This window comes from Betaproteobacteria bacterium (assembly GCA_016713305.1).
In the GTDB taxonomy this organism is placed as follows: Bacteria; Pseudomonadota; Gammaproteobacteria; order Burkholderiales.
In genome coordinates, this window is sequence record JADJPK010000008.1 from 177,049 (window position 1) to 203,749 (window position 26,701).

The window sequence follows — 26,701 nt, forward strand, 5'->3', positions numbered from 1 at the left end:
GTGCCGGCGGGCCGTTCCCGGCCTGCCGGGTGCCCGCCGATTGCCGGAACGGAAGCCGGACGGCACGGCCGGGATGGGCTGTGCCGCCACGGTGGGTGGGCCTGACCGTTTCGCGGCGGCCCCTGCGGTACAACGCTGGAACGAGGAGACGCTGATGGCCGAAGGAACCGAATCCGGAGATCCGCTGGAGTTCTTCCGCAAGATGTGGAACCCCATGTCGTTTCCCTTGCCCGGCATGTTCCAGCCGACCATGAACGTGGAGGATGTGCAGAAGAAGATCGCGGAACTGCAGGCGGTCGAGAACTGGCTCAGGATGAATCTGACGTTCCTGCAGATGACGATCAAGACCCTCGAAATGCAGAAGAGCACGCTCGACGCGATCAACGACACGGCGGGTGGCGGCAAGACCAGGCCATGAGGATCAACGCGCCCAGTCCGCCCGTGTTCACGGTGCCGGACACGGTGCCGGTCGCCGATGTGGGCACCGTCGGCCCGGTGAATCCGATCTCGGAGGATGAGCCGCGACGGCGCTGGCCCGGACAGGAGACCGCGGCTTCGAGCCCGGCGCCAGCCGTCGAGGAGGCGGTCACCGAAGAACGGCGCAACGAAGACGACAGACGGGCGAAGGACCGCCGCAAGCGTCAGTTGCCTGTGCTGATCGACACCCGGTCGGGCCGGGATCGCCGCGCGATCGCGCGCCGGGAGGAAGACGAATCGCCTCCCGCGGGCGTGGACGTCAAGGCCTGAGGCCCCCGCCGGGAACACGCCCCCGGAGCCGCGTTCCCAACGACTGCCGAACGGCGGAACTGCCATGACGGTTTCGTATCTCGCCCAGGCCCGCTTCTCCAAGCCGTACATCGTCGTCTGGAACGACACCTTGTTGCGCGGTGCATGGTACGACCGGTTGCTGCGGTTGCGTGCCAGCGACGTGAGCCGGGCACTGCTCGCTCATGCCCGCCGCCATTCGCTGCACGAACTTTCCGATTCTCTCTACTGCGATCTGCCCGCGCCCGAATGGGCGCCCCGCGTGTCGCCCGCCGACTGCGATGCCTGGGTGCTCTACGACGACGCGTCGGACGAGGACACGCTGGCGGCGATACCGGAAAGGTAGGCCGGGGGCACGCGGGAGGGTCGCGTCCCTGGAGCGGGCAGCGAATTCCGCGTGATGGACCCGAGTGGAATGCGCGTCCCGGATGCTGCGAGCCGCGGACCATCGGCATCGGCCGCCGCAGTCCGCCCGACGCTGTCGGGACGGAGAGCCGGGGGCCGGTGTTCCCGGAAAGCTTCCTGTAAGCCTCCCGCGAGACACTGCGCACGCTCAACGCTGCCGTCCTTTTCCAGGGCGGCTCGATGTGCGGGGCTGCACCGCCTGAGGGCCTCTCGATGGCCCTCGACACACGCATGGTCTCCCTTGGTGCGGCCCCTACCTTTTTTCCTCCCGGCACGTCATGGCGGATCGCGCGACCGCCACGAAGCCCTTCTCGGGCACGATGCGTGCGGCGTCTCCTGATCTTGGCTAGAGAGGTGGTTTCGCCACGCCGATCTGCTGCAGGATGCCGATGGGGGCGCCCCCTTCGATCGGTTCGGGGCGGATCACGGTGATGCGGTCGCCTTCCACCCGGTACCAGAAACGCTGCGGTGGAATGCGCACGAACTTGCCGGTCGCCGGAACGGGGTCCATTCCCGGCAGCGCGAACGTCCCGCCGTGGGTGCCGCTCTGGCGCCACACCACGTACCACCAGCCGTCTTCCAGGGCCGGTGCGTCGTGGTCGTAGTTCCAGTCGGGAAACCCCGTGTAGAGGGCCGTCAGCATCGCGCCGAAGGACGTCTTGTCGAGGGTGCGCCCCACGGACTCGAACCGGATGTCGTCGGCCACCGTGTCGAGGATGGCGGGGACGTCGTGAGCCTTGAGGCCGGCCATGTACCGGGCAAGTACGGCGGGCAGTGCGGTATCCATCGTGACATTCACTCCAGTTCCCGTTTGAATTTTTCCGTCGCGCTCATGAGGCAGGCGCGGATGCCCGGCTCCCATGCCGAATGGCCGGCATCCGGAACCAGCCTGAATTCCGCCTCCGGCCAGGCGGTCCTGAGATCGAAGGCCGTGATGGCAGGACATACCATGTCGTAGCGGCCCTGCACGATAACGCAGGGCCGGTGCCGGATGCGGTGCACGTTGGCGAGCAGGCTGTCGGGCGGCAGGAAGATCTCGTGCGCGAAGTAGTGCGCCTCGATGCGCGCGAGCCCCAGGGCCACGACGTCGTCGCCGAAGTGCCTGAGGGCGTCCTCGCTGGGCAGCAGCGTGGAGCAGGCCCCTTCGTAGAGGCTCCAGTGGCGCGCGGCCGGCATGTGCACCGCAGGATCGGGATCCTGCAGTCTGCGGCGATAGGCTGTGAGCAGGTCGTTGCGTTCTCCGGCCGGGATGAATCCGGCGAAGCGGTCCCACACGTCCGGAAATACCGACCGCATTCCGTACAGGAACCAGTCGATCTCCTGCGGCCGGCAGAGGAAGATCCCGCGGAGAATGAATCCGAGGCAGCGTTCAGGATGCGCTTCGCCGTAGGCGAGCGCCAGCGTCGACCCCCAGGATCCGCCGAAGACGACCCAGCGGTCGATGCCCAGAGCTGTTCGGAGCTTCTCGATGTCCCCGACGAGATGCGGCGTGGTGTTGTCCTCCACGCTTCCCAGCGGGCTCGAACGGCCCGCGCCGCGCTGATCGAAGATGACGATGCGGTAGTGGCCCGGATCGAAGAAGCGCCGGTGGGCCGCGCTGGCGCCCGCGCCCGGACCGCCATGGAGGAACAGCACCGGCGTGCCCTGCGGATTGCCGCTTTCCTCCCAGTACATCGTGTGGCGTTCGTCGAGGGGCAGCCAGCCGGTGCGATGCGGTTCGATCTCGGGATACAACTCGGTCCGGAGCAGGCTGGGAAAGATCTCGTTCATGGATTCCGCGGGACGAAGTGATGGGAACGCAGGGAGGTGCGGTCCGTCCGTTCAGAGCCGCCGGACGGCGAACCCGCGGGCCTTGAGAAGTGCCACGAGCCCCTCCGGCCCCGTCATGTGGCCCGCGCCGACCGCGACGAGGACCACTTCGCTGGCGTCGAGCATCTGCGCGATCCTGTCCGCCATGGCGCGGTTGCGATCGTCGTAGAGCCTCGACTTGAGCGATCGCGCGGTGGCGGGCGGCATGTGCTGCAGGTCGCGCATGGCGACCTCGTCCAGCTTCTCGGCTTCGCCCTTGCGCCAGGCCTCCACCAGGGAGGTCATGTCCGCGGACAACGTTCCGGCCCGTATGCCCTGTACCGTGGCCTCCAGCATCGCCACCTGAGCGTCGGCCGGCAGGCCGTCCAGCATCTGCATCTGCTGGCCGATCGATTCCAGTTCCATCACCTTCTTGCCATCCCGGTGTGCCCGTTGCGCGAGATGCAGGTCCAGGCCCAGGGAGGCATCGAGGCCCGCGCGACCGACTTCCATCATGGTGAGCGCCATGGCGAGCATGTGCGGTTTGAGGCTTCTGCCGAGTTCCACGGGGAGACCGTACGAACGCAGCAATTCGGTCACGTTCCTGAAAAGCTCGGGCGGGACGTGCTGGTCCAGGGAGTCCGGCGAGACGTACATGGCGCCCATTGCGGCGGCGAGCATGGCCTCGCCGGTGGACAGGTCGGCCTCCAGCGCGATCGCCGAGGCGGAGGCGTAGGCTTTCTCCACGTGCGGCGGCAGGGGATACATCCTGCTGTCGCCCACGTGAATGGTACCGAGCAGATACACGGTCGTGCGGCTGGACGTGACCTCCCACAGCAATCCGCGATTGCCCGACTGCGCCCGGACCTCGGGCGGGGCCGCGATGGCGAGGAAGACTGCGGTCAGCAGTGCGGCGATGCGAATCAGCACAGGGAAATTTCCGTTGACGCTGGGACCCGGCGGAGTCTAGCAAACCGCCCGGTATGCGCCGCGTATAATCCATTGCCTTCCTATAACGGTCAGTTCCATGGACGACTCCCTGAAGAAGGCAGCACTCGACTACCACCGGCTTCCCACCCCCGGGAAGATCTCGATCCTGCCCACCAAGGGCCTCATCAACCAGCGCGACCTCGCGCTCGCGTATTCCCCCGGTGTGGCTGCCGCCTGCAACGAGATCGTCGCGGACCCCGCCACCGTTCACAGCTACACGTCGCGCGCCAATCTCATCGGCGTCATCACCAACGGCACCGCAGTGCTGGGGCTGGGCAACATCGGGCCGCTGGCCGCCAAGCCGGTGATGGAAGGCAAGGCCGTCCTGTTCAAGAAGTTCGCGGGCATCGACGTGTTCGACATCGAGATCAACGAGCGCGATCCGGACAAGCTGGTCGAGATCATCGCGTCTCTCGAACCGACCTTCGGCGGCATCAATCTCGAAGACATCAAGGCGCCGGAGTGCTTCCACGTGGAGCGGCAGTTGCGCGGCCGGATGAAGATCCCGGTCTTCCACGACGATCAGCACGGTACGGCGATCATCGTCGGGGCGGCGCTGCGCAACGGTCTCAAGGTGGTGGGAAAGCGCATCGAGGAAGTGAAGCTGGTCTGCTCGGGTGCGGGCGCAGCCGCACTCGCGTGTCTGGACCTGCTCGTGCAGCTGGGCGTGCGCATGGAGAACATCCTCGTCACGGACATCAAGGGTGTGGTGTACGCGGGGCGCACGGAGGAGATGGACGACAACAAGGCGCGCTACGCCAGGGAGACGAAGGCGCGGACGCTCGCCGAGGTCATCCCCGGCGCCGACGTGTTCCTGGGCTTGTCGGCCGGAGGCGTACTGAAGCCGGAGATGGTCGCCACCATGGCCGACAAGCCGCTCATCCTGGCGCTGGCCAATCCGACGCCCGAGATCATGCCGGACCTCGCGAAGCAGGCGCGGCCGGATGCGGTGATCGCCACCGGCCGGTCGGACTACCCGAACCAGGTGAACAATGTCCTGTGCTTTCCGTTCATCTTCCGCGGCGCGCTCGACGTCGGGGCCACCACGATCACGGAGGAGATGAAGCTCGCTGCCGTGAACGCGATCGCGGAACTCGCCATGGCGGAGCAGTCGGACGTCGTCGCCTCCGCCTATGGCCAGGAGGACCTCACGTTCGGCCCCGAATATCTCATTCCCAAGCCGTTCGATCCGCGGCTCATCGTGCAGATTGCCCCGGCGGTCGCCAAGGCCGCCATGGAGAGCGGCGTCGCGACGCGGCCCATCGCCGATTTCCAGGCGTACCGGGATCAGCTCACCAGCTTCGTCTATCAGTCGGGTCTCATCATGAAGCCCGTCTTCACGGCGGCGAAGAAGTCGTCCAGGCGCGTGGTGTATGCGGAGGGCGAGGACGAGCGGGTGCTGCGGGCCGTGCAAGTGGTGGTCGACGAAGGCCTCGCCAGGCCCATCCTCATCGGACGTCCGGAGGTCGTGCTGCCGCGCCTGGAACGCAACGGCCTGCGCATCCGTCCGGGGACCGACTTCGAACTGGTGAATCCGAACTCCGATCCGCGCTACCGCACCTACTGGCAGACGTACCACTCGCTCATGCAGCGCAAGGGCGTGTCGGTGGAACTCGCCAAGCGGGAGGTCATGCGCCGGATGACGCTGATCGGCGCGCTCATGGTGAGGCTCGGGGACGCCGACGCGATGCTGTGCGGCACCTACGCCCAGCACCAGCAGCATCTCGAGACCATTTCCAACGTGATCGGACTGCGGGCCGGGGTCAAGCGTTTCGCCGCCATGAACATGCTGATGCTGCCCAAGCGGACGCTGTTCATCTGCGACACGTACGTGAACCGCGATCCCACGGCCGAGGAAATCGCCGACATGACGTTCCTGGCGGCCGAGGAAGTCAGACGTTTCGGCCTGGTGCCCAAGGTGGCGCTGTGCTCGCACTCCAACTTCGGTGCTTCGCCTTCCCCTTCATCGGAGAAGATGAGCCGTGCCCGCGAGTTGATCGAGCAGCGCGATCCGGGACTGGAGGTCGAGGGCGAGATGCACGGCGATGCCGCGCTGGACGAGAAGATCCGCCTGCAGCTCTTTCCCAACTCGCGGCTGAAGGGCGAGGCCAATCTCCTGATCATGCCTACGCTCGATGCCGCGAACATCTCCTTCAACCTGCTCAAGGTGGTGAGCGGCGAAGGCATCACGGTGGGTCCGATCCTGCTGGGGGCGGCGAAGCCGGTGCACATCGTGACGCCCACGGCGACGGTCCGCAGGCTGGTGAACATGACCGCACTTGCCGTGGTGGACGCAGCGTCGCTGCGTTGAGCGGGAGGGAACGTTCCGGAACTCCGTCGCGGCCGCGCCTGCCCGCCGAGTCATGGCACGGCGCGGCGGATTCGCCGTCAGCGGGCGGACGTATCCGGCGGTTCGTCGTCGTCCGCAGGACGCACGATGCCGGCGATCCGGCGTGCCTTCTCGATGCAGGCCATGGCCGCGGCGTTTCTTCCGAGCCGGCAGCGCTTCTGGCCCTCGTCGATGAGCGGAGCCACCGCCAGTTTCTGGGATTCCGTGAGCTTCACGCCTTTCAGGTCCGTGCCGATGAGTTCGAGTTCGAGAAAACAGTCCGCGCGGGCGCACGCGGCCGGGAGAATCAGCAGTGCCGCGAGAAGAGTTCGCATGTTCCTCGAGGCGGCGAAGGCGCATGCCCTCGCCGCATTCCCGGTTCAGATGCCGAGTATCTTGCGCGCCTTGCCGAGCGCCTGGACGGACTCCTTGTGCTTGCCCGCCTTGTGCAGCGTCTCGCCCTCGGCGCGCAACCGCGTGACTTCGTCCATCTGGGCGGTCGTGAGGACCGGCTTGGCGGCGAGCGCCTCGTCGATGGCCTTCATGTCGAGCGGGCAGTGGTTGGCCCAGACACCGGTGGAAAAGGCGGACAGCATCACCGCCGCGATCGTGGTTCGGACATTCATGGACACCTCCTGTCGGTGGCTGCGAACGGATCAGGGATTTCCGCACGCCGGTCCAGTATAAGTCCGCTCCGCCGGCCCGGCGCCCGGTAGAATCCATGGCGGTCCGCCGCTTCTTCCGCGCAGAATCCCGACCTTCACCGACGTGGCCCCGCAACTGCACTGCATCACGCGCGACTGGATAGTCCAGCGGCTCCTCGCCGCTGCCGGAGGTTTGCCGCCTCTCGCGGAGTCCATCCCGCTGTATCGGCACTCCGAAGACGGCACGCCGATCGCCGCCGCGGTTCTGGTGCCCCTTGTGAACCGTCCCGGCGGTGCGACGGTGATGCTCACGCAGCGTACGGCGCACCTGTCGGCCCATGCCGGCCAGATCAGCTTTCCCGGTGGCCGGGTGGATCCGGGCGACATCGACCGGATCGACACGGCTTTGCGCGAAACGCTGGAGGAAACGGGTCTTCCCCGGGACCGGATCGAGGCGCTGGGGCTGCTTCCCGAATACGACATCCCGACCGGATTTCGCGTGACCCCTGTCGTCGGGTGGATCGAGCCGCCCTTCGAACTGTCGCCGGATCCGTTCGAGGTGGAGGAGATCTTCGAAGTGCCGCTTGCCTTCCTGCTCGATCCGGCGAACCACCAGACGGGCAGTGCGATGCGCAATGGCCTGCTGCGCCACTACTACGCCATGCCTTACGAGGGCCGCAACATCTGGGGTGCCACCGCCGGGATGCTGCACAGCCTGTATCGCATCCTCACCACGGAGCTCTGATGGCGAAGGACAACTTTCCGGTCACGCCGGCCATGCGCGTCCTGCGGGCGCACGGCGTGACCTTCACCGATCATCCGTACGACTACGAGGACCGCGGCGGCACGGCGGTGTCCGCGCGCGAGCTGGGCGTGGACGAGCACGCGGTCGTGAAGACGCTGATCATGGAGGACGACTCGAAGCGTCCCCTCGTCGTCCTGATGCACGGCGATCTCATGGTCTCGACCAAGGAACTGGCGCGCGCCATCAAGGTGAAGACCATCTCCCCGTGCGCGCCCGAGACGGCGAACCGGCATTCGGGCTACATGGTGGGCGGCACGAGTCCCTTCGGGACACGCAAGGAGATGCCTGTCTACATGGAGGAGACGATCCTGGCGCTCCCGCGCATCTACATCAACGGCGGCCGCAGAGGATATCTGGTGGGGATCGACCCGAAGGATGCGCAGCGGGTGCTGAAGCCGGTGCTGGTGAAGGTGGGGGTGAAGGAGCAGGGTAGACTCGCCCCATGATCGAATTCCTCGCTCTGCTCGTCGCCGTGGCCCTCGGCTGGTACTGGCTCGATTCCCTCAAGGCGCGGGACGTCGCCCTGGTGGCGGGAGAGCGCGCATGCGCGGCCGAGGGGCTGCAGTTCCTGGACTGGACCGTGGCGCAGCGCCGGATGCGTCTGCAGCGGGACGAGGATGGCCGGTTGCGACTGCTGCGGGTGTACGGTTTCGAGTACAGCGATACGGGCAACAACCGGCTGGAAGGCGGGGTCACCCTTCTGGGGCATGACGTCCTGTCGGTGCACCTTGCCACGCCACCCGGCTACGCGGACAACGTCATTCCGCTGCAGTGACCTTCCTCGAGGGGCGGCGCCGGATGGCGGTCACGAACCTGTGGCACCATTGCTTCTTTCCCCGCAGATACCGGAGTGAACCATGGCCCGATCCCAGAGCAATGACGCCGAGATGTTGCGCGCGGAGATCGAGATGCTCATGAGCGAGCGCGAGAGCCTTCTGCGGACGATCGGAGCCGCCTCCGTCTTCTTCGCGAACCTGAGCGCGGACGAATTGCCGGAAGCCGCGTACGACGCCGCGGATGTCCTGGCCAAGTGCCTGGATACGCTGCCCGAGGAAACGCTGCGCGAGGCGCTGGAGCTTGTCCGGCCCCTGGTGGAGAAGGACCTCGACAAGGCGCAGGATCGCTCCGCCTGATCCCGCCGGCACGATCCGCTCTCCGGATCGTTCGTCCCGCTTCCTGTTGTTCCGCACGAGCCCGTCCAGGGCTCGCGCCACATTGAACGGTGCCGCTGCGGCGGCTTCCCGGTGCCCATCCGGTGGCCCCTTTCTGATCCGGACGGCCCATCCTCCCATGGCGTTCGCGTGACGCCCACACCTCGTTCGCACCTTCCACCCTGAGCATTCCGGCGCACCGCGCCTGCCTTCGGCGCGGGCCAGACCCATGGCGATTTCGTCATGCACGTTTGCGGTGCAGGCGCGCTCCGGCGACGCGCTGCAACGGTGCGGGAGCCTGTGCATGGTGGTGCATGAACGTCGTGGCCGTTGCGCCTCATTCACCACGAAACCCAGTGTTCACACGGGTTTACAGGCGGCTATCGAAATTTGGCACAGCCATTGCGGAAGGAGGGGCGCGCGGTCGCCGATGTCGTCGGATAGAGCCGGTTCATGCGGTCGGATGAATCTTCGGAACTCTCCGGGACGTCAGGGGGAACGGCTGCCACGATTCTTCTTTCGCACCTCAACAACCTCAATGGAGCGTTCATTCATGAAACGTCGTCACGTATTGAAGGCAGCGGCTGCAGCCGTTGCCGGAGCCTGGGTGCTTTCCACGGCGGGCATCGCCGCCGCAGCGGACACCATCAAGGTGGGTGTGCTGCACTCGCTCTCGGGCACGATGGCGATCAGCGAGACCGCGCTGAAGAACACCGTATTGATGACCATCGAGCAGATCAATGCGAAGGGTGGCGTCCTCGGCAAGAAGCTCGAGGCGGTGGTCGTCGACCCGGCCTCCAACTGGCCTCTGTTCGCCGAGAAGGCGCGTCAGCTCATCACGCAGGACAAGGTGTCGGTGGTCTTCGGCTGCTGGACGTCCGTGTCCCGCAAGTCCGTGCTCCCCGTCTTCGAGGAACTGAACGGTCTGCTGTTCTATCCCGTGCAGTACGAGGGTGAAGAGCTTTCGCAGAACGTGTTCTACACCGGTGCGGCGCCGAACCAGCAGGCGATTCCGGCGGTCGAGTATCTGATGAGCGCCGACGGCGGTGGCGCCAAGCGCTTCGTCCTGCTGGGCACCGACTACGTGTATCCCCGCACCACCAACAAGATCCTGCGCGCCTTCCTGAAGAGCAAGGGCGTGGCCGAAGCCGACATCATGGAGGACTACACCCCGTTCGGTCACAGCGACTACCAGACGATCATCGCCAAGATCAAGAAGTTCGCGTCCGAAGGCAAGAAGACGGCCGTGATCTCGACCATCAACGGCGACTCCAACGTACCCTTCTACAAGGAACTGGGCAACCAGGGCCTGAAGGCCACGGACGTGCCGGTCGTCGCGTTCTCGGTGGGTGAGGAAGAACTGCGCGGCGTGGACACCAAGCCGCTGGTGGGCCACCTGGCCGCATGGAACTACTTCATGTCGGTGAAGAACTCCGAGAACACCGCCTTCATCAAGATGTACAAGGAGTGGGCGAAGAAGAACAACGTCCCCAACCTCGACACCGTGGTGACGAACGACCCGATGGAAGCCACCTACGTCGGCATCCACATGTGGAAGCAGGCCGTCGAGAAGGCCAAGTCCGTGGAAGTGGACAAGGTCCGCAAGGCGATGTCCGGCCAGACGTTCAAGGCACCGTCGGGCTTCACGCTGAAGATGGACGAGACCAACCACCACCTGCACAAGCCCGTCATGATCGGCGAAGTGCAGGGTGACGGTCAGTTCGACGTCGTCTGGAAGACGAAGGGACCGATCCGCGCGCAACCGTGGAGCCCCTTCATCGCCGGCAACGAGAACAAACAGAAGCTGTAATCCGGGGCAGTACCTGGCGGGGCGGTCCGGAGAAGACCGCCCGTGCCGCACACCGTCACGTGTGAATCGCCCGGGCCGTCCGGCCCGGGTCTTTCGACAAGGGGATTTTGGACCATGAGGTTGAACCTCAGGGGTGGCCGCGTCCTGCGCGCCTGGGTTGCGGTGCTGGCGCTGTGGGCTCTGACGGGCCACTTCGCGCTGGCGCTCGACGCCCAGACTGTCGCAAGTCTCGCTTCGGAAGAGGCCTCGGACAAGGCGGCTGCCGTCGATGCCATCGCCGCCCAGGGCGATGAGCTCTCGCTCGCTTTGCTCACGGCCTTGCGCGACGGCATGGTGCGCGTCAAGCCCGCGAAGCAGTTCGTGATCAAGGACCGCGGCAAGCTCGTGGATGCGGTGACCGGTCAGGCGCTCGAGAACGAGCCCGACGAGATGGAGAAGGTCACCATCAACAACCGGCTTCGTACCAAGGTCGAGTCCGCCGTGGCCGGCTTGAGGATTCTCTCCAGGGATCCCAAGGAAAGGCTGGAAGCGGCCAAGGGCGTCGAACCGACGCAGCAAACGCTGCCGCTTCTGTCGAAAGCGCTCGCGGCCGAGACCGTGCCGGAGATCCGCGAGATTCTTCGGCAGTCGGAAGCCGCAGCCAAGCTCGCAAGCAGCGATCCCAAGCAGCGCCTGGAAGCGATCGCCGTTCTGGCGGAGAACAGGGACGGGAAGGCGAAGAATCTCCTCCAGCCGCTGACCGAGAAGAACGCCTCGGGCCACTTCAACGAAGCGGATGCCGCGGTGCGCGAGGCCGCCATCGAGGCATTCAGCGCGATCGAACGCCGGCTGCTGTTCTACGACTTCGCCGGGCGGATCTTCACCGGCGTGAGCCTGGGCAGCATCCTCCTCCTCGTCGCGCTGGGTCTTGCGATCACGTACGGCCTGCTGGGCGTCATCAACATGGCGCACGGCGAGATGCTGATGATCGGGGCCTATGCCACCTACGCGACGCAGCAGGTGTTCCGCAATCATCTGCCCGGAAGCGTCGACTGGTATCTCGTCTGCGCGCTGCCCGTCGCATTCCTGTCCGCGGCCATCGTGGGCATGATCCTCGAGCGCACGGTGATCCGCTGGCTGTACGGCCGGCCGCTCGAGACGCTGCTCGCCACCTGGGGGATCAGCCTGTTCCTCATCCAGGCCGTGCGCCAGATCTTCGGCGCACAGAACGTGGAAGTCGCCAACCCCACGTGGATGAGCGGCGGCATCGAGCTCACCAACCTGGTGCTGCCGTACAACCGCATCGTGATCATCGGTTTTTCCATCGCCGTCATGCTGCTCGTGTGGGCGATGCTCTCGAAGACCCGCCTGGGCCTGTTCATCCGCGGCGTCACGCAGAACCGGACCATGGCTTCCTGCGTGGGTGTGCCGACGGGGCGCGTGGACCTGATGGCCTTCGGGCTCGGCTCGGGCATCGGCGGACTGGCCGGATGCGCCCTCTCCCAGATCGGCAACGTCGGACCGGATCTCGGTCAGAGCTACATCATCGACTCGTTCATGGTCGTGGTGCTGGGCGGGGTCGGGCAACTGCTCGGCACCGTCTATGCGGCCCTCGGGCTGGGTGTGGTGTCCAAGATGCTGGAGCCGTACATCGGCGCCGTACCGACCAAGATCCTCATCCTGGTGCTGATCATCGCCTTCATCCAGAAGCGTCCCCAGGGGCTGTTCGCCCTCAAGGGGCGTGCCGTGGAGAACTGACATGACGACCTACGCCATTCCCGGCCGCGAACCTCTGTTCGGGCCGAAGGGCTGGGCCGCGCTGGCCGCATTCGTGATCGCCGTCGTGGTGATGGTGCCCGTGATGTTCCTCGTGGTGCCCGAATCCAGCCCGTTCCACCTGTCCGCCTACTTCGTCACGCTGATCGGCAAGATCATGTGCTACTGCGTGGTGGCCGTGGCGATGAACCTCATCTGGGGCTACACGGGCATCCTGAGCCTGGGCCACGGAGCGTTCTTCGCGCTCGGCGGCTACGCCTTCGGCATGTATCTCATGCGGATGATCGGGCGCGAAGGGCAGTATCAGAGCGACCTGCCGGACTTCATGGTGTTCCTCGACTGGAAGGCCTATCCCTGGTACTGGTCGTTCACCGATCACTTCTGGTACGCCGCTGCTCTCGTGGTGCTGGTGCCCGGGATCCTCGCCTTCGTGTTCGGGTTCTTCGCCTTCCGTTCGCGCATCAAGGGCGTCTACTTTTCCATCATCACCCAGGCGCTCACGTTCGCCCTGATGCTGCTCTTCTTCCGCAACGACACCGGCTTCGGCGGCAACAACGGCTTCACGGACTTCAAGCGCGTTCTCGGCTACCGCATCGCCGAGCCCGACACCCGCGCATTCCTGTTCGCGATCACCGGTGTCTATCTTGCCGCCTGTCTGCTGCTCACCCGCGCCATCATGCGTTCGAAGTACGGCCGCGTGCTGACGGCGATCCGGGACTCCGAGAGCCGGCTGATGTTCTCGGGTTACAACCCGCTCTGGTACAAGCTGTCGATCTGGACGCTCTCGGCGGTCTTGTGCGGCATCGCGGGCGCCCTCTACGTCCCTCAGGTGGGCATCATCAACCCCAGCGAAATGTCGCCGGCGAACTCCATCGAGATCGCGATATGGGTGGCGGTGGGCGGGCGCGGCACGCTGCTGGGACCGATCATCGGCGCGGCGGTCGTCAACGGCGCGAAGAGCTTCTTCACCCAATCGTTTCCCGAATACTGGCTGTTCTTCCTCGGCGTGCTGTTCGTCGCAGTGACCCTGTTCCTGCCCAAGGGCGTGGCGGGATGGATCGCCAGGCGTCAGGAGGCCAAGGCATGAGCACGACCATCGAAACGAACCACACGGATCTCAAGGCCGGACAGGTCTCGGGTCTGGGGCACATCCTGGAAGAAGGTGTCGATGTCAGCCACGGTCCCATCCTCTATCTCGAGGACATCACCGTGAGCTTCGACGGCTTCCGCGCCCTCAACCAGCTCACGCTAACGGTCGAGACCGGCGAACTGCGCTGCATCATCGGGCCCAACGGAGCCGGCAAGACGACCATGATGGACGTCATCACGGGCAAGACCCGGCCGGACTCCGGCACGGCGTACTTCGGCCAGACGCTCGACCTCACCCGCTTCACCGAGGCGGAGATCGCCCACATGGGCATCGGGCGCAAGTTCCAGAAGCCCACGGTCTTCGAGAACCATAGCGTGTTCGAGAACCTCGAGCTCGCGATGAAGACCGACAAGCGGGTGCGCGCGAGCCTCCGGGCACGGCTGTCGCAGAGCGATCTGCAGCGCATCGGCGAAACACTCGCGCTGATCCGGCTGGAGTCCGAAGCGCACCGGCTGGCGGGAACACTGTCGCACGGGCAGAAGCAGTTGCTGGAGATCGGCATGCTGCTCATGCAGGAGCCCAGACTGCTGCTGCTGGACGAACCCGCGGCCGGCATGACGGACGAGGAGACCGCCCGCACGGCAGAACTGTTCAACCAGCTCGCCGGCACGCACACCCTCGTGGTCGTGGAGCACGACATGGACTTCATTGCGTCCATCGCCCGCACGGTGACCGTGTTGCACGCGGGCAGCGTGCTTGCAGAGGGCCCCATGGATGTCGTCAAGAACGACGAGCGCGTGATCGAGGTCTACCTCGGCAGCTGACAGGGCAGGTTCGACCGACTCGTCGCGACCGCGCACGTCGATCGCGCCTTCCCTGAACTCCCAAAGGCGAACGCCATGCTGAGCATTCAACACCTGGATCATTTCTACGGCAGCAGTCACACGCTTCGCGACGTCTCGCTCGAAGTGCCGACCGGCGCGTGCACGACGCTGCTGGGCCGCAACGGGGTCGGCAAGACGACGCTGCTGAAGTGCGCCATGGGCGTCGAGAAAGTCCGCGCCGGCACGATCACCTTGGACGGCAGGGACATCACGCGTGCCACGCCGTTCGAGCGCGCCGCCGCCGGCATCGGCTACGTGCCACAGGGCCGCGAGATCTTTCCCCGCCTGACCGTGGAAGAGAATCTTCTGATGGGGCTTGCATCCAAGAGAACCGGGGCGCTCAAGGATCTTCCGGGCGAGATCTGGGAGATGTTTCCCGTGCTGGACCAGATGCGCAACCGGCGCGGCGGCGATCTGTCGGGAGGTCAGCAGCAGCAGCTCGCGATCGGCCGTGCGCTCGCGATGCGACCCAAGGTGCTCATCCTCGACGAGCCCACAGAAGGCATCCAGCCGTCCATCATCAAGGACATCGAGCGCGCCATCCGTGCCCTGGCGCGACGCGGCGACATGGCGATTCTGCTGGTCGAGCAATACTACGACTTCGCCCGCGATCTCGCGGACCATTACGTGGTGCTGAACCGCGGTGTTGTGGTAAAAAGCGGGAGAGGGGAGGACATGGATCGCGACAACGTCAGGGCGCAGGTCGCGGTCTGAGCGCCGCACGATTCGCGCACGATCTTCACGCATCGGGTTCCCTGTCGGTGGTTGCTTGCGTGTGCCCCGTGTGCATGACCGCCAGCATGACCGCCTGATTCCTCGCAGCCTCCGAGAACCAAGCCAGGAGCGTTTTCCATGGATCTGACGCCTCGCGAGAAGGACAAGCTTCTCGTCTTCACCGCCGCGCTGCTCGCCGAAAGGCGCAAGGCCCGCGGTCTCAAGCTCAACTATCCCGAGGCGGTCGCCTTCATCACCGCCGCCGTCATGGAAGGCGCACGGGACGGCAGGTCCGTGGCCGAACTCATGAGCTACGGGGCGTCGCTGCTGGCCCGTGGCGACGTGATGGACGGCGTGGCCGAGATGATTCCGGAAATCCAGGTCGAGGCCACGTTTCCGGACGGCACCAAACTCGTCACCGTCCACAATCCCATCGCCTGACAAACCGCCCGAGGCCACGCCATGATTCCCGGAGAGATCCAGACCGCCCCCGGCCATATCGAACTGAACGCCGGCCGGCCCACCGTCACGCTGACCGTCACCAACGCCGGCGACCGTCCGGTGCAGGTGGGTTCGCACTATCACTTCTTCGAGACCAACGAAGCGCTCGCGTTCGATCGCCAGAAGGCGTACGGCATGCGCCTCGACATCCCGGCGGGCACGGCGGTGCGCTTCGAGCCGGGCCAGACCCGCGAGGTGACGCTCGTCGCGTTCGCCGGTGACCGCATGGTCTACGGATTCCAGGGCAAGGTGCAGGGGAGGCTCGCGTAAGCCATGGCCAACAGAATCGATCGCGCCGCGTATGCGGGCATGTACGGTCCCACGGTGGGCGACAGGGTGCGCCTTGCCGACACCGATCTCTGGCTCGAGGTGGAGAAGGACCTCACGATCTACGGCGAGGAAGTCAAATTCGGCGGCGGCAAGGTCATCCGCGACGGCATGGGTCAGGGTCAGCGTGGCGCCGCGGAGGTGGCGGACACGGTCATCACCAACGCGCTCATCGTCGATCACACGGGCATCGTCAAGGCGGACGTCGGCCTGAAGGGTGGGCGCATCTGGAAGATCGGCAAGGCGGGCAATCCCGACGTGCAGCCCGGCGTGACGATTCCCGTGGGCGGCGCGACGGAAGTCATCGCCGGCGAAGGCATGATCGTCACGGCGGGCGGTATCGATACGCACATCCACTTCATCTGCCCGCAACAGATCGAAGAAGCGCTGATGTCGGGCGTGACATCCATGCTTGGCGGAGGCACGGGGCCTGCCACGGGCACGAACGCGACGACGTGCACACCCGGACCGTGGCATATCCACCGCATGCTGGAGGCGGCCGAGGCGTTCCCCATGAACCTGGGCTTCATGGGCAAGGGGAACGTCAGCCTCCCAGGCCCCCTGGAAGAGCAGGTCGCGGCGGGTGCCATGGGGCTCAAGCTGCACGAGGACTGGGGCACCACCCCGGCGGCCATCGATGCGTGTCTGGCCGTGGCGGACCGGACCGACGTGCAGGTGGCGATCCATACCGATACGTTGAACGAATCGGGCTTCGTCGAGACGACCATCGCCGCGTTCAAGGGGCGCACGATCCACACGTTCCACACCGAAGGCGCCGGAGGCGGTCACGCGCCGGACATCATCAAGGTGGTGAGGGAGGGCAACGTCCTGCCCTCGTCCACCAATCCGACGCGCCCGTTCACCGTGAACACGCTCGAGGAACACCTCGACATGCTCATGGTGTGCCATCACCTGGACGCAGGCATTCCGGAAGACGTCGCCTTTGCCGAATCGCGGATCCGGGCGCAGACCATCGCGGCGGAGGACATCCTCCACGACATGGGCGCGATCAGCATGATGTCGTCGGACTCGCAGGCGATGGGCCGCGTGGGCGAGGTCATCATCCGCACCTGGCAGACCGCGCACAAGATGAAGGCGCAACGCGGCGCGTTGCCGGAGGAAACGGGCGGCAACGACAACGTGCGCATCAAGCGCTACGTGGCGAAGTACACGATCAATCCAGCCCTGACGCACGGCATCGCGCACGAAGTCGGTTCCGTGGAGCCGGGCAAGCTCGCGGATCTCGTGTTGTGGAAGCCCGCGTTCTTCGGCGTGAAGCCCAGCATGGTGCTGAAGGGTGGCGCCATTGCCGCCGCGGCCATGGGCGACCCAAATGCCTCCATTCCCACGCCACAGCCCGTGCATTTCCGGCCGATGTTCGCCGCCTTCGGCCGGGCGCTGAACACGACCAGCGTGACCTTCGTCTCGGGCGCCGCGCTGGCGGCGGACGTGGGACGGCAGCTGGGTCTGGGCAAGCGGCTCGTCGCCGTCCGCGGCACGCGGGCGATCGGCAAGCGCGACCTGCCCTTCAACGGTGCCATGCCCCGCATGGAAGTGAACACGCAGACCTACGAAGTGCGCGCGGACGGGCAGCTGCTCACGTGCGAACCCGCCAAGGTGCTGCCCATGGCGCAGCGGTACTTCCTCTTCTGAGGCCGATATGTCCGCGGCGCTCGTGCGTCATGCCCGAGCGTCTGCGGCGATCCCCATGCGCGCGAGTACGTGATCCGTCATCGCGCGCGCCTGTGTCTCCTCGGCGAGAAAGACTTCCCCGGTGCCGTCGCGGGAGATCCTGCGCGCTTCCTCTCCGTTTGGCACGACCAGCGCCACCTCGATGCCCGGATTGAGTGCCCGGGCCGTGTCCACCATGCGGCGTGACGCGAGAGTGTCCGGCGTGGTGATGATCAGCACCGCCGCGCGCGCGATGTGGGCCTGGATGAGCACCCCGGCTTCGGCAGCATCTCCTGCCACCGCCGGCTTTCCGGCCTTGCGCAGTTCCTCCACGGCGTCGCGCTTCTGCTCGGCGATGACGTGCGGAACGCGAGCCTCGTCCAGCAGTCTCGCGACACGCCGGCCGATTCGACCGTAGCCCACGAGGACCACCTGACCCGTCAATTGCCGCTCGTCCACGGTGTAAGGCAGTGTCGCGAGCGGATCGTCAGGCTGCTCCAGTCTGCGCGCGAACGCGGAATTGCGGCGGATGAAGGCCTGCACCGGCTCCACCGCCGAGAAGAGGAAGGGGTTCAGCGACATCGAGATCAGGGCGCCTGCCAGGATCAGGCTGTTGCCCTCGGGGGGCAACCATCCGAGCGTGGTACCGAGCCCCGCGAGGATGAACGAGAACTCGCCGATCTGCGCCAGGCTCGCCCCCACGGTAAGCGCCGTCGTGAGCGGATAGCGGAAGGCCAGAACGAGTGCGATGGCAGCCAGTGTCTTGCCTATGACGATGATCGCCACGACGGCCAGCACGCGGAGCGGTTCGTCCAGGAGAATCATCGGATCGAACAGCATGCCGACGGAGACGAAGAACAGGACGGAGAACGCATCCCGCAACGGCAGCGACTCCTCCGCAGCGCGGTGGCTCAGCTCGGATTCGCGCATCATCATGCCGGCGAAGAACGCGCCGAGCGCGAACGAAACGCCGAACATATGCGCCGAACCATAGGCCACCCCCACGGCAGCGGCGATCACGCACAGCGTGAAGAGCTCGCGCGAACCGGTCTTCGCGATGATCCACAGCAGACGCGGCAGCAGACGCTTGCCCGCCACCAGCATGAGGACGACGAAGGCCGCCACCTTGCCGAGAGTGATCGCCAGAAGGAGCCACAGGGCTCACCGTCTTCCACGCTGCCGGTGGACTCGCCCGGCGATGTCATGGCTGCAACGGAGGGCAGCAGCACCAGCACCAGCACCATCACGAGATCCTCGACCACCAGCCAGCCGACGGCGATGCGCCCGTTGACGGAATCGATCTGTCCGCGCGACTCGAGCGCGCGAAGCAGCACCACCGTGCTGGCGACCGACAGGGCCAGGCCGAAGACCAGCGCTCCGCCACTGGTCCATCCCCACCACAGCGCCGTGACGGCACCCAACGCGGTGAGCCCGCGTTCGACTGCCGAGCCCCCTCGATGTTCCTGGCAGTTTCCATCGCAATCCGCGGGAATGGCACACCGTTCGCGAACGCCGCGGGGCCGCCCGCAAGGGAAACGGAGAATCGTGGCGATGGGAGGAGATCCGGGCCCGCCTGGCTGCCCGCGAAAACGGGAGGGGACGGCGGGACGGTCAAGAATGGAACCGGCGCAGTCCGCATTCGACGCGGCGGCGGACGTTGCACAAGTGTTCTGCGGCCGGCAGGGCGCCGGTCAAGCCTTGCCTTCGAAGGAGAGAATGTCGTTGGCGTTGATGATGGCGTCCGCGATCTCCTCGGTCGTGACGCGCTTGGTCATGGCCTGCTCCCGGATGAGCCGGTAGGCTTCTTCCTCGCTCACGGCACGGGTCTGCATGAGGATGGTCTTGGCTTTCGCGAGCTTGCGCTGGCTCGCCAGGCGCTGCTCGAGCTTGGAGATGTAGCGCAGACGATCGCGTTCCCGTTCCGCCTGGCTGCGCGCGACGACGATGGCGGTAAGCAGGCCGAAGGACTTCACGGGCGAGGCGACGACGCCGGAGGCGTTCATCCGCAGCACGCTTTCCACCATGGTGGGGTTCTCGTAGTTGACCACCACGATGACCGGGGGCGAGTCCTCGCGCTTGACCCAGCCGGGCTCGAACGAAGCCACCTCGGGACGCACGGCCAGGAACACGAGATCCGCGTCCTCGGGAAGCCGCTCCCGGGGAGGCCAGAAGGCCTTCACCCGGCAGCCGATGCGGCGCAGCTGGGCAATGAGTTCCTGCCCGTCCGTATCGTCGGGGTGGAACACCACGACATTCAGCGACCGCAGATCCCGCAGCAGACGGGAGGTGCCGGTCGGAGGCGTCTTCATGCGCTCGATCTCAGGCCGGTTCTGACCGACCAGTCCTGCAGCGTGTGGGAAACGAGATATGGATCGGGTCGGACACGCTCCCTGGTCTCTTCCAGAATGTCGAACTGCCCTCTGGCGTTGACGCGTCCGATGCGCGGATACAGATGCGTGTGATGGTTCTGCTCGTCGATGCGCACGCGGCCTTGCGGAGCGTCGAACTCGGAACCGGGCAACGCTCGCTGCAGCGAGTCGATGTCGTCGGGATCCGCGCGGCTCATGGCATCGGCCAGCAGATGGATCTGGAAGTACGCTGCTTCCAGGCACTGGTTCGCCATCTGTTCGCCCCCGAACCGCCGCTGCAGCGCCCCCGTCGTGCGCTGATTCGCAGGCGTCTCCAGACTGTGGAAGTACGGCGCGGACGTGATGTGGCCTTCGGCGAGCGCGGCACCCATCTGCCGGACCTCCGCCTCGCACGTCGTGAGGCTCGCGATGGGCATGCGCGAGGGATCCAGCTTCGCCTCGCGATACGCCCGATAGAGCATGGCGGTGCCCTCGCCGACGACCGTCGAGAAGATGAAGTCCGGACCGGCATTCTTCACCAGCCGGATCATTGCGTCGTAGTCGGCCTGCGTCGCCTCGAGCGGAAGATAGTGCTCCGAGATCTTCTCTCCGCCGCGCTCCAGCACGAGGTCGCTCATGATGCGGTTGGATTCGTAGGGATACACGTAGTCCGAGCCGACCATGAAGACGCGCGAACCGAACTTGCGCGTCATGTACTCGGCGAGCTGGACGCTGTTCTGATTGGGCGCGGCACCGGTGTAGAAGACGTTGCGCGAATACTCGAAGCCTTCGTACAGCGTGGGATAGAGCAGCAGTGCATTCCAGCGCTCCAGCACCGGAATGACGGCCTTGCGCGTGCTGGACATGTAGCAGCCGGCGATGACGCGGATGCCGTCGTCGATGATCAGCTTTTCGGCGAGCGCCCGGTAGAGCGACGGACGCGACTGCGGATCGTAGGACCGCACCTGGAGTTCGCGGCCCTGAACGCCGCCCGCCGCGTTGATCTCTTCCACGGCGAGCATCGTACCGATCCGCTGGGAGGTCTCGATGACCGAGGTGACCCCGGTTTCCGAGAACAGGACACCGATGCGAATCGGGTCGTGATGGGATGAAGTCATGTGCCGTTGTTCATTGGAGTCTCGCGGCATGTGCCCGATGCGCGTCTTTGCGCAGGGCGGGCGGGTGGGCAATGGTGTCCGTGCGTGCCGCAATTGTTAGCAAGAGCCGGTCCGTTTGTCGAGTTGCCGAACGTGCCGGCGAATCGTTCGTGGCGGGTCTCGCGCACTCGTCCTCTCCCCGCGCCGCGGCTCGATCGTGGGGCGTTCGAACGGGATGATGCACCAATGACGTGCCGCACAAAAGAGCTGAGCAGGAGAGCCGCGGGAACAGCCATGCCGGACGCTCCGAGACGAAAGTGCCCTCGGCATAACGCATTGCGAGCGCGCGCCTGCCGTTGCCCCGGGGCTGTCCGGAATTTCGTCGCGTCGCAGCAACTGCAGGTCCGCCTCTTGCAATGGAAGTGCGTCGGAAGGCACGAAGCTTGACAAGGTTTACGTGCCATGAAAGTCTGTATGCAGTTTGGAATTCGTGCTGATCGAGACAAAGGTGTCTGGTCGGCGCACCGGCAAAGCCCGCACACCGACGCGTTCGGTGTGCGGGTTTTTTTGCGGTCCGGCGGGTGGGCAATCCGGTTCCGTGCGTTGCAGGCAGGCAAGCAGGCAAGTGTTTCATCCATCCAACCAGGAAAGGGGAAGAACGGTGAGCAATCTGAACAGGCGGAAGTTCATCAAGACGTCCACCGCGATCGCGGCCGCGAGCGCGTTGCCATTCCCGATGATCAACATCCGGTCGGCCGGTGCGGCAGACAGCGTGAAGGTGGGTATCCTCCACTCGCTGACGGGCACCATCGCGATTGCCGAGAAGTCGGTGGTCGATGCCGAAATGCTGGCGATCGAGGAGATCAACAAGGCGGGCGGCGTGATGGGCGCGAAGATCGAGGCAGTCGTCGAGGACGGCGCCAGCGACTGGCCGACGTTCGCGGAGAAGGCGCGCAAGCTGCTGGAGAAGGACAAGGTCGCGTCGGTGATGGGCTGCTATACGTCCGCATCGCGCAAGGCCGTGCTGCCGGTGTTCGAGAAGCTGAAGGGTCTGCTGTACTACCCGACGTACTACGAGGGCCTGGAGCAGTCGCCCAACATCATGTACACGGCCCAGGAAGCGACACAGTCCGTGATCGCCGCCATGGAATGGCTGACCAAGAACAAGGGCAAGAGCTTCTACATGATCGGGTCGGACTACATCTGGCCGCGCACCACGATCAAGATCGCCAAGGCGACACTCGCTCGCCTGGGCGGCAAGCTCGCCGGCGAAGGTTACTACCCGCTCGGCCACATCGAGTTCTCGTCCGAGATCAACAAGATCAAGGCGGCCAAGCCTGACGTCATCCTGAACTGCGTCGTGGGCGGTTCGAACGTGGCGTTCTTCAAGCAGCTCACCGCCGCGGGCATCACGGGCAAGAACCAGACGATCCTGTCGCTTGCCGTGTCCGAGGAGGAAGTCTCCGGCATCGGCGCCGACAACACGGCCGGCACGCTCACCTGCATGGGCTACTTCCAGAGCCTGAAGAATCCCGCGAACGAGAAGTTCGTGAAGGCCTTCAAGGCCAAGTACGGCGCCGGCCGCGTGACGGGCGACACGCTGTCCTGCGGCTACACCTCCGTGTACCTGTGGAAGATGGCTGCCGAGAAGGCGAAGAGCTTCGAGGTGGAGAAGGTCGTCGCCGCCTCGTCGAACCTCGAGTTCGATGGTCCGGAAGGCAAGATCAAGTTCCACGCCTCCAACCACCACCTGTGGAAGCACGCACGCATCGGTGCGTTCCGTCCCGACGGCCAGGTGGACATGATCTACGAATCGCCGCTCATCGAGCCGAACCCGTTCCCCAAGCTGTAATGCCGGTCTTGCTGTAAAGGCAGTGCCGCGGACGCAACCCGACGGGTGCGTCCGCGGCGGTAGTGAACGGCGGTGGCTGCGTACGCCAGACGTTCGTCCGGCGTGCGCGACTCACCGACCCACCGAACGCATATGACTGAGCGGCACCGGATCGCTTCGGGGAAGACTGACGTCATGAATCTCGACATGCTGGCCATGCAGGCATTCACCGGCCTGTCCATCTTCACGATCCTCATGCTGATGGCGCTGGGGCTCGCGATCGTCTTCGGTCTCATGGGCGTCATCAACATGGCGCACGGCGAGTTGATGGCCATGGGGGCATACGTGAGCTATGGCGTGTCCCTGTTCTTCCAGCGGTACATGCCGGAACTCATGGGCATCTACATCTTCGTCGGAATTGTCCTGGCCTTCGTCGTCACCAGCATTTTCGGCTTCGTTCTGGAGCGGGGCCTCATACGCTTCCTGTACAAGCGGCCGCTGGACACGCTGCTGGCCACTTGGGGGCTGAGCCTCATCCTGCAGCAGATCTACCGGCAGTTCATCAACTCCAAGGAGGTGGAGGTGCCCACGGTGTCCTGGCTGCAGGGCGCGTGGCAGGCGAGCGAAGGCATCGCGCTTCCGCTGTCGCGGATGTTCATCATCGGACTGGCCATCGTCACCGCAGCTGCCGTGTATTGGCTCCTGTTCCGCACGCGGCAGGGCCTGCGCATCCGTGCGGTGACGCAGAACCGCGCGATGGCGGGCGCAGCGGGCATCAACACGACCAAGGTGGACGCCTACACGTTCGCCCTGGGTTGCGGACTGGCAGGCATTGCCGGCAGCTCCTTCACCATGCTGGCCTCCACCGGGCCCACCACCGGCCAGCAGTACATCGTCGACACGTTCATCGTCGTGGTGTTCGGCGGCGTGGAGAGCCTGCTCGGCACCATTTCCTCGGCCTTCATCATCGGCCAGATGCAGTCCTGGTTCGAATACGGGATCAGCGGATCCATGGCACGAGCGAGCATTCTGCTGCTGGTGATCGTCGTGCTGTACTTCCGTCCGAACGGACTCTTCGCCACCAAGGTGAGACGCTGATGAGACCGTCCATCGACAAGGGTGCCGCGTTCGCCGCGGCCACCGCGCCGGTCAGCCGCGGCTTTCTCGACAAGTACGCCATTCTCATCCTGGCCGTGCTGCTGCTGGCCGTGGTTCCACTGTCCCTCGACATCTTCCGGCTCGGCCTGGCGGCCAAGTATCTGTCGCTGTCGTTCTGTGCCGTGGGGATCGTGCTCATCTGGGGCTACGGCGGGATCCTGAGCCTGGGCCAGGGCGTGTTCTTCGGGCTGGGGAGCTACATGATGGCCATGTTCCTCAAGCTCGAGTCCACATCGGCGGACAGTTCGGCTCAGGCGCTCTCGGCGTTCTTCGGATCGAACCTGCCCGACTTCATGGTGTGGAACAGCGTGGAATCGCTGCCGTGGTGGTGGGAGCCGTTCCATCACGTGTGGTTCACGATCCCGGCGATCGTGCTCCTCCCGCCGTTGCTCGCCTTCGTGCTGGCCTATGCCAACTTCCGGCGCCGCATCGGCGACGTGTACTTCTCCATCGTGACGCTGGCGCTGTCCGCCATCCTGGCGATCGTCATCATCGGACAGCAGGGCGTGACAGGCGGCGTGAACGGCATCAACGATTTCCGCACCTTCATGGGAGTCAACCTGGACGAGGACAAGGTGAAGGTGGCGATGTACTACATCACCTGCGTCCTGCTGCTCCTGTGCGTGATCGTGGGGACTTTCATCCTCCGCAGCCGCCTTGGAAAGGTGCTGGTGGCCATTCGCGACCGCGAGGACCGCGTGCGCTTCTCCGGCTACGACCCGGCCCTGTTCAAGGCGTTCATCTTCGCCGTGGCCGCGATGTTCTCGTCGCTGGGTGGCGCCATGTTCACCATCCAGGTCGGGCTCGCGTCGCCGTCTCTCGTGGGGATCGTGCCCTCGGTGGAGATGGTGATCTACGCCGCGGTCGGCGGGCGCCTTTCCCTCGTGGGGGCGGTGTACGGCGCCGTGCTGGTGGGGTCGGCGAAGACCTTCTTCTCGGAGAACTTCGTGGAGTACTGGATGTACTTCATCGGGCTGCTCTTCGTGATCATCGTCATGTTCCTGCCCGACGGACTGGCGGGGCTGCTCGACCGCATCCGGGGCAAGCACAAGCAGGCCGCCCCCGCGCTTCACGGCGACATCGCGGCCACGCCTGCGACCGGAGCGGCGCTGGCTGACCAGACAGGGAGCGGCAAATGAGCGAGAACATTCTCGCGGTCGAGGACCTGACCGTTTCGTTCGACGGCTTCAAGGCCGTGGATGGGCTCAACTTCTACGTGGAGAAGGATGAGCTTCGCTGTGTCATCGGCCCCAACGGCGCAGGCAAGACGACCCTGCTCGACATGATCTGCGGCAAGACGAAACCGACCGGCGGGACGGTCAAGTTCAAGAATCTGGACCTGACCCACATGATCGAGTACCAGATCACCCGCGTGGGCGTCGGCCGCAAGTTCCAGAACCCGAGCGTGTACGAGGACCTCACCGTCTTCGAGAACCTGGAGATCTCGTACCCGAAGAAGCGGGGCCTGATGGGTTCGCTCTTCTTCAGGCGCGACGGCGACCTCATGGCCAAGATCGATCAGGTGGCCGAGCAGATCTTCCTGCACGAGGTTCTGCGCCACAAGGCGGGCCAGCTGAGCCACGGACAGAAGCAGTGGCTGGAGATCGGCATGCTCCTCATGCAGGACCCGGAGCTGTTGCTGCTCGACGAACCGGTGGCGGGCATGAGCCCCAGGGAGCGCGAGCAGACCGCGGAGTTGCTGAACGGAATCTCCAAGGGCCGGTCCATCGTCGTCATCGAGCACGACATGGCATTCGTCCGCATGATCGCCCACAAGGTCACGGTGCTGCACCAGGGCAAGCTGCTCGCCGAAGGAAGCATGGACCAGGTCCAGGCCCACGAGCGGGTGAAAGAAGTCTATCTGGGCCATTGAGAGGCTTGCCGTGCTGAACGTCGAAGCATTGAACGTCTACTACGGCGAAAGCCATGTCATCCGCAACGTCTCGTTCGGGGTGAAGGACGGCGAGACCGTCGCGATCATGGGCCGCAACGGCATGGGCAAGAGCACGCTGCTCAAGTCGCTGATCGGCATGCTCCCTGCGCGTGCCGGGAGGGTCACCCTGTCCGGAAGCGATGTCTCGCGTCTTCCCAGCTACGGCCGCGTGGCCGCCGGCATGGGCTTCGTGCCGCAGGGCCGGATGATCTTTCCGTACCTGACGGTGGAGGAGAACATCCTCACCGGCATGGAGAACGTCGCAGACAAACGCGTGCCGAAGTACATCTACGAAGTGTTTCCGGTGCTGGACGAGATGAAGGGCCGCCGGGGAGGCAACCTGTCCGGCGGCCAGCAGCAGCAACTCGCCATCGCGCGGGCTCTCGTCAGCAACCCCAAGGTGCTGATCCTCGACGAGCCCACCGAAGGCATCCAGCCTTCGATCATCAAGGACATCGCACGCGCGCTGAACAAGCTCAAGGGCGATCGGGGCTTCTCGCTGGTGGTGTCCGAACAGGTGCTGTCCTTCGCCATGGAGGTGGCCGACAGGTTCCTCATCATCGAGAAGGGCGAGTTCGTCTACGAGGAAACGAAGGAGACGGCGGACCAGGACAAGATCCACCGCTATCTCACGGTCTGAAGACGCCACCTGCGATGGCGGCGGTGCCGGGAGCCGCGAGACGCGGCGGCTCGACCGGTTTCAAG

At 65.3% G+C, this 26,701-nt stretch carries 28 protein-coding genes and 1 pseudogene; 21 read left to right on the forward strand and 8 right to left on the reverse strand.

The window, feature by feature from the left end:
* The first annotated feature begins 154 nt into the window (after window positions 1-154).
* The 3 genes from IPK20_10880 to IPK20_10890 all read left to right on the forward strand — a co-directional run bounded on the left by IPK20_10880 (window position 155) and on the right by IPK20_10890 (window position 1,111).
* A complete protein-coding gene (locus tag IPK20_10880) occupies window positions 155-418 on the forward strand; it encodes a hypothetical protein (GenBank protein ID MBK8017158.1) in 264 nt (87 codons plus the stop codon).
* Window positions 415-747, forward strand: coding sequence for a hypothetical protein (locus IPK20_10885; GenBank protein ID MBK8017159.1), 333 nt, complete (start codon window positions 415-417; stop codon window positions 745-747). Before IPK20_10880 ends, IPK20_10885 begins: the two co-directional genes overlap by 4 nt.
* A gap of 64 nt (window positions 748-811) precedes the next feature.
* A complete protein-coding gene (locus IPK20_10890; protein MBK8017160.1) occupies window positions 812-1,111 on the forward strand; it encodes a hypothetical protein in 300 nt (99 codons plus the stop codon).
* A 405-nt stretch (window positions 1,112-1,516) separates the two neighbouring features.
* On the opposite strand, the gene IPK20_10895 is transcribed toward IPK20_10890, so the two are convergent.
* From IPK20_10895 to IPK20_10905, 3 genes are read right to left on the reverse strand one after another with little or no spacing between them, the layout of a single operon-like run.
* Window positions 1,517-1,957 carry a nuclear transport factor 2 family protein gene (locus IPK20_10895; GenBank protein MBK8017161.1) on the reverse strand — a complete coding sequence of 147 codons (441 nt, stop codon included), beginning with the start codon at window positions 1,955-1,957 and terminating at the stop codon, window positions 1,517-1,519.
* 8 nt (window positions 1,958-1,965) lie between these two features.
* Window positions 1,966-2,940 carry a prolyl aminopeptidase gene (gene pip / locus IPK20_10900; GenBank protein ID MBK8017162.1) on the reverse strand — a complete coding sequence of 325 codons (975 nt, stop codon included), beginning with the start codon at window positions 2,938-2,940 and terminating at the stop codon, window positions 1,966-1,968.
* A gap of 51 nt (window positions 2,941-2,991) precedes the next feature.
* Window positions 2,992-3,888, reverse strand: coding sequence for a TraB/GumN family protein (locus tag IPK20_10905; protein MBK8017163.1), 897 nt, complete (start codon window positions 3,886-3,888; stop codon window positions 2,992-2,994).
* A gap of 97 nt (window positions 3,889-3,985) precedes the next feature.
* Between IPK20_10905 and IPK20_10910 the strand changes: the two genes are divergently transcribed.
* The gene (locus IPK20_10910; GenBank protein MBK8017164.1) at window positions 3,986-6,259 is read left to right on the forward strand and encodes an NADP-dependent malic enzyme; all 2,274 of its coding nucleotides are present in this window, start codon (window positions 3,986-3,988) and stop codon (window positions 6,257-6,259) included.
* A 77-nt stretch (window positions 6,260-6,336) separates the two neighbouring features.
* Here the strand turns inward: IPK20_10910 and IPK20_10915 are convergent, their stop codons facing one another.
* Both IPK20_10915 and IPK20_10920 read right to left on the reverse strand, forming a co-directional pair.
* Window positions 6,337-6,612, reverse strand: coding sequence for a hypothetical protein (locus IPK20_10915; protein MBK8017165.1), 276 nt, complete (start codon window positions 6,610-6,612; stop codon window positions 6,337-6,339).
* A 45-nt stretch (window positions 6,613-6,657) separates the two neighbouring features.
* The gene (locus tag IPK20_10920) at window positions 6,658-6,903 is read right to left on the reverse strand and encodes a hypothetical protein (protein ID MBK8017166.1); all 246 of its coding nucleotides are present in this window, start codon (window positions 6,901-6,903) and stop codon (window positions 6,658-6,660) included.
* A gap of 163 nt (window positions 6,904-7,066) precedes the next feature.
* Between IPK20_10920 and IPK20_10925 the strand changes: the two genes are divergently transcribed.
* From IPK20_10925 to ureC, 12 genes are all read left to right on the forward strand, one after another.
* Window positions 7,067-7,666, forward strand: coding sequence for a CoA pyrophosphatase (locus tag IPK20_10925; GenBank protein ID MBK8017167.1), 600 nt, complete (start codon window positions 7,067-7,069; stop codon window positions 7,664-7,666).
* Window positions 7,666-8,172 carry a Cys-tRNA(Pro) deacylase gene (gene ybaK, locus IPK20_10930; protein ID MBK8017168.1) on the forward strand — a complete coding sequence of 169 codons (507 nt, stop codon included), beginning with the start codon at window positions 7,666-7,668 and terminating at the stop codon, window positions 8,170-8,172. The genes IPK20_10925 and ybaK overlap by 1 nt, the downstream gene beginning before the upstream one ends.
* Entirely contained in the window at window positions 8,169-8,501 is a 333-nt protein-coding gene (locus IPK20_10935; protein ID MBK8017169.1) for a DUF3301 domain-containing protein, read from the forward strand. Before ybaK ends, IPK20_10935 begins: the two co-directional genes overlap by 4 nt.
* Window positions 8,502-8,583: 82 nt before the next feature.
* Entirely contained in the window at window positions 8,584-8,859 is a 276-nt protein-coding gene (locus IPK20_10940; protein ID MBK8017170.1) for a hypothetical protein, read from the forward strand.
* Between the two features lie 571 nt (window positions 8,860-9,430).
* A complete protein-coding gene (gene urtA, locus IPK20_10945) occupies window positions 9,431-10,687 on the forward strand; it encodes an urea ABC transporter substrate-binding protein (GenBank protein ID MBK8017171.1) in 1,257 nt (418 codons plus the stop codon).
* A 114-nt stretch (window positions 10,688-10,801) separates the two neighbouring features.
* Window positions 10,802-12,424: an urea ABC transporter permease subunit UrtB gene (urtB, locus tag IPK20_10950; GenBank protein ID MBK8017172.1), complete on the forward strand. Its 1,623-nt coding sequence runs from the start codon at window positions 10,802-10,804 to the stop codon at window positions 12,422-12,424.
* Window position 12,425: 1 nt separating this feature from the next.
* Window positions 12,426-13,529 carry an urea ABC transporter permease subunit UrtC gene (gene urtC / locus IPK20_10955; GenBank protein MBK8017173.1) on the forward strand — a complete coding sequence of 368 codons (1,104 nt, stop codon included), beginning with the start codon at window positions 12,426-12,428 and terminating at the stop codon, window positions 13,527-13,529.
* Window positions 13,526-14,356, forward strand: coding sequence for an urea ABC transporter ATP-binding protein UrtD (gene urtD, locus IPK20_10960; GenBank protein MBK8017174.1), 831 nt, complete (start codon window positions 13,526-13,528; stop codon window positions 14,354-14,356). Before urtC (IPK20_10955) ends, urtD (IPK20_10960) begins: the two co-directional genes overlap by 4 nt.
* Before the next feature lie 75 nt (window positions 14,357-14,431).
* On the forward strand, window positions 14,432-15,130 hold the full coding sequence (gene urtE, locus IPK20_10965) for an urea ABC transporter ATP-binding subunit UrtE (GenBank protein MBK8017175.1): 699 nt from the start codon (window positions 14,432-14,434) through the stop codon (window positions 15,128-15,130).
* A 138-nt stretch (window positions 15,131-15,268) separates the two neighbouring features.
* On the forward strand, window positions 15,269-15,571 hold the full coding sequence (gene ureA / locus IPK20_10970; protein MBK8017176.1) for an urease subunit gamma: 303 nt from the start codon (window positions 15,269-15,271) through the stop codon (window positions 15,569-15,571).
* Between the two features lie 21 nt (window positions 15,572-15,592).
* The gene (locus tag IPK20_10975) at window positions 15,593-15,901 is read left to right on the forward strand and encodes an urease subunit beta (protein MBK8017177.1); all 309 of its coding nucleotides are present in this window, start codon (window positions 15,593-15,595) and stop codon (window positions 15,899-15,901) included.
* Window positions 15,902-15,904: 3 nt separating this feature from the next.
* On the forward strand, window positions 15,905-17,611 hold the full coding sequence (gene ureC, locus IPK20_10980) for an urease subunit alpha (GenBank protein ID MBK8017178.1): 1,707 nt from the start codon (window positions 15,905-15,907) through the stop codon (window positions 17,609-17,611).
* A 27-nt stretch (window positions 17,612-17,638) separates the two neighbouring features.
* On the opposite strand, the pseudogene IPK20_10985 reads toward ureC, so the two are convergent.
* The 3 genes and pseudogenes from IPK20_10985 to IPK20_10995 all read right to left on the reverse strand — a co-directional run bounded on the left by IPK20_10985 (window position 17,639) and on the right by IPK20_10995 (window position 21,095).
* Window positions 17,639-19,248, reverse strand: a pseudogene (locus IPK20_10985) (cation:proton antiporter).
* A gap of 72 nt (window positions 19,249-19,320) precedes the next feature.
* Window positions 19,321-19,938: an ANTAR domain-containing protein gene (locus tag IPK20_10990; GenBank protein MBK8017179.1), complete on the reverse strand. Its 618-nt coding sequence runs from the start codon at window positions 19,936-19,938 to the stop codon at window positions 19,321-19,323.
* Complete coding sequence (locus IPK20_10995) at window positions 19,935-21,095, reverse strand: transporter substrate-binding domain-containing protein (GenBank protein ID MBK8017180.1); 1,161 nt, start codon at window positions 21,093-21,095, stop codon at window positions 19,935-19,937. The genes IPK20_10990 and IPK20_10995 overlap by 4 nt, the downstream gene beginning before the upstream one ends.
* 640 nt (window positions 21,096-21,735) lie before the next feature.
* On the opposite strand from IPK20_10995, the gene urtA (IPK20_11000) reads away from it, so the two are divergent.
* From urtA (IPK20_11000) to urtE (IPK20_11020), 5 genes are all read left to right on the forward strand, one after another.
* Complete coding sequence (urtA, locus tag IPK20_11000) at window positions 21,736-22,926, forward strand: urea ABC transporter substrate-binding protein (protein ID MBK8017181.1); 1,191 nt, start codon at window positions 21,736-21,738, stop codon at window positions 22,924-22,926.
* 174 nt (window positions 22,927-23,100) lie between these two features.
* A complete protein-coding gene (gene urtB / locus IPK20_11005; GenBank protein MBK8017182.1) occupies window positions 23,101-24,003 on the forward strand; it encodes an urea ABC transporter permease subunit UrtB in 903 nt (300 codons plus the stop codon).
* Window positions 24,003-25,202 (forward strand): urea ABC transporter permease subunit UrtC, encoded by a 1,200-nt coding sequence (urtC, locus tag IPK20_11010; GenBank protein ID MBK8017183.1) that lies wholly within the window; start codon window positions 24,003-24,005, stop codon window positions 25,200-25,202. The genes urtB (IPK20_11005) and urtC (IPK20_11010) overlap by 1 nt, the downstream gene beginning before the upstream one ends.
* Window positions 25,199-25,936: an urea ABC transporter ATP-binding protein UrtD gene (gene urtD, locus IPK20_11015; protein ID MBK8017184.1), complete on the forward strand. Its 738-nt coding sequence runs from the start codon at window positions 25,199-25,201 to the stop codon at window positions 25,934-25,936. Before urtC (IPK20_11010) ends, urtD (IPK20_11015) begins: the two co-directional genes overlap by 4 nt.
* A gap of 10 nt (window positions 25,937-25,946) precedes the next feature.
* Window positions 25,947-26,636 (forward strand): urea ABC transporter ATP-binding subunit UrtE, encoded by a 690-nt coding sequence (urtE, locus tag IPK20_11020; GenBank protein ID MBK8017185.1) that lies wholly within the window; start codon window positions 25,947-25,949, stop codon window positions 26,634-26,636.
* Window positions 26,637-26,701: the final 65 nt, after the last annotated feature.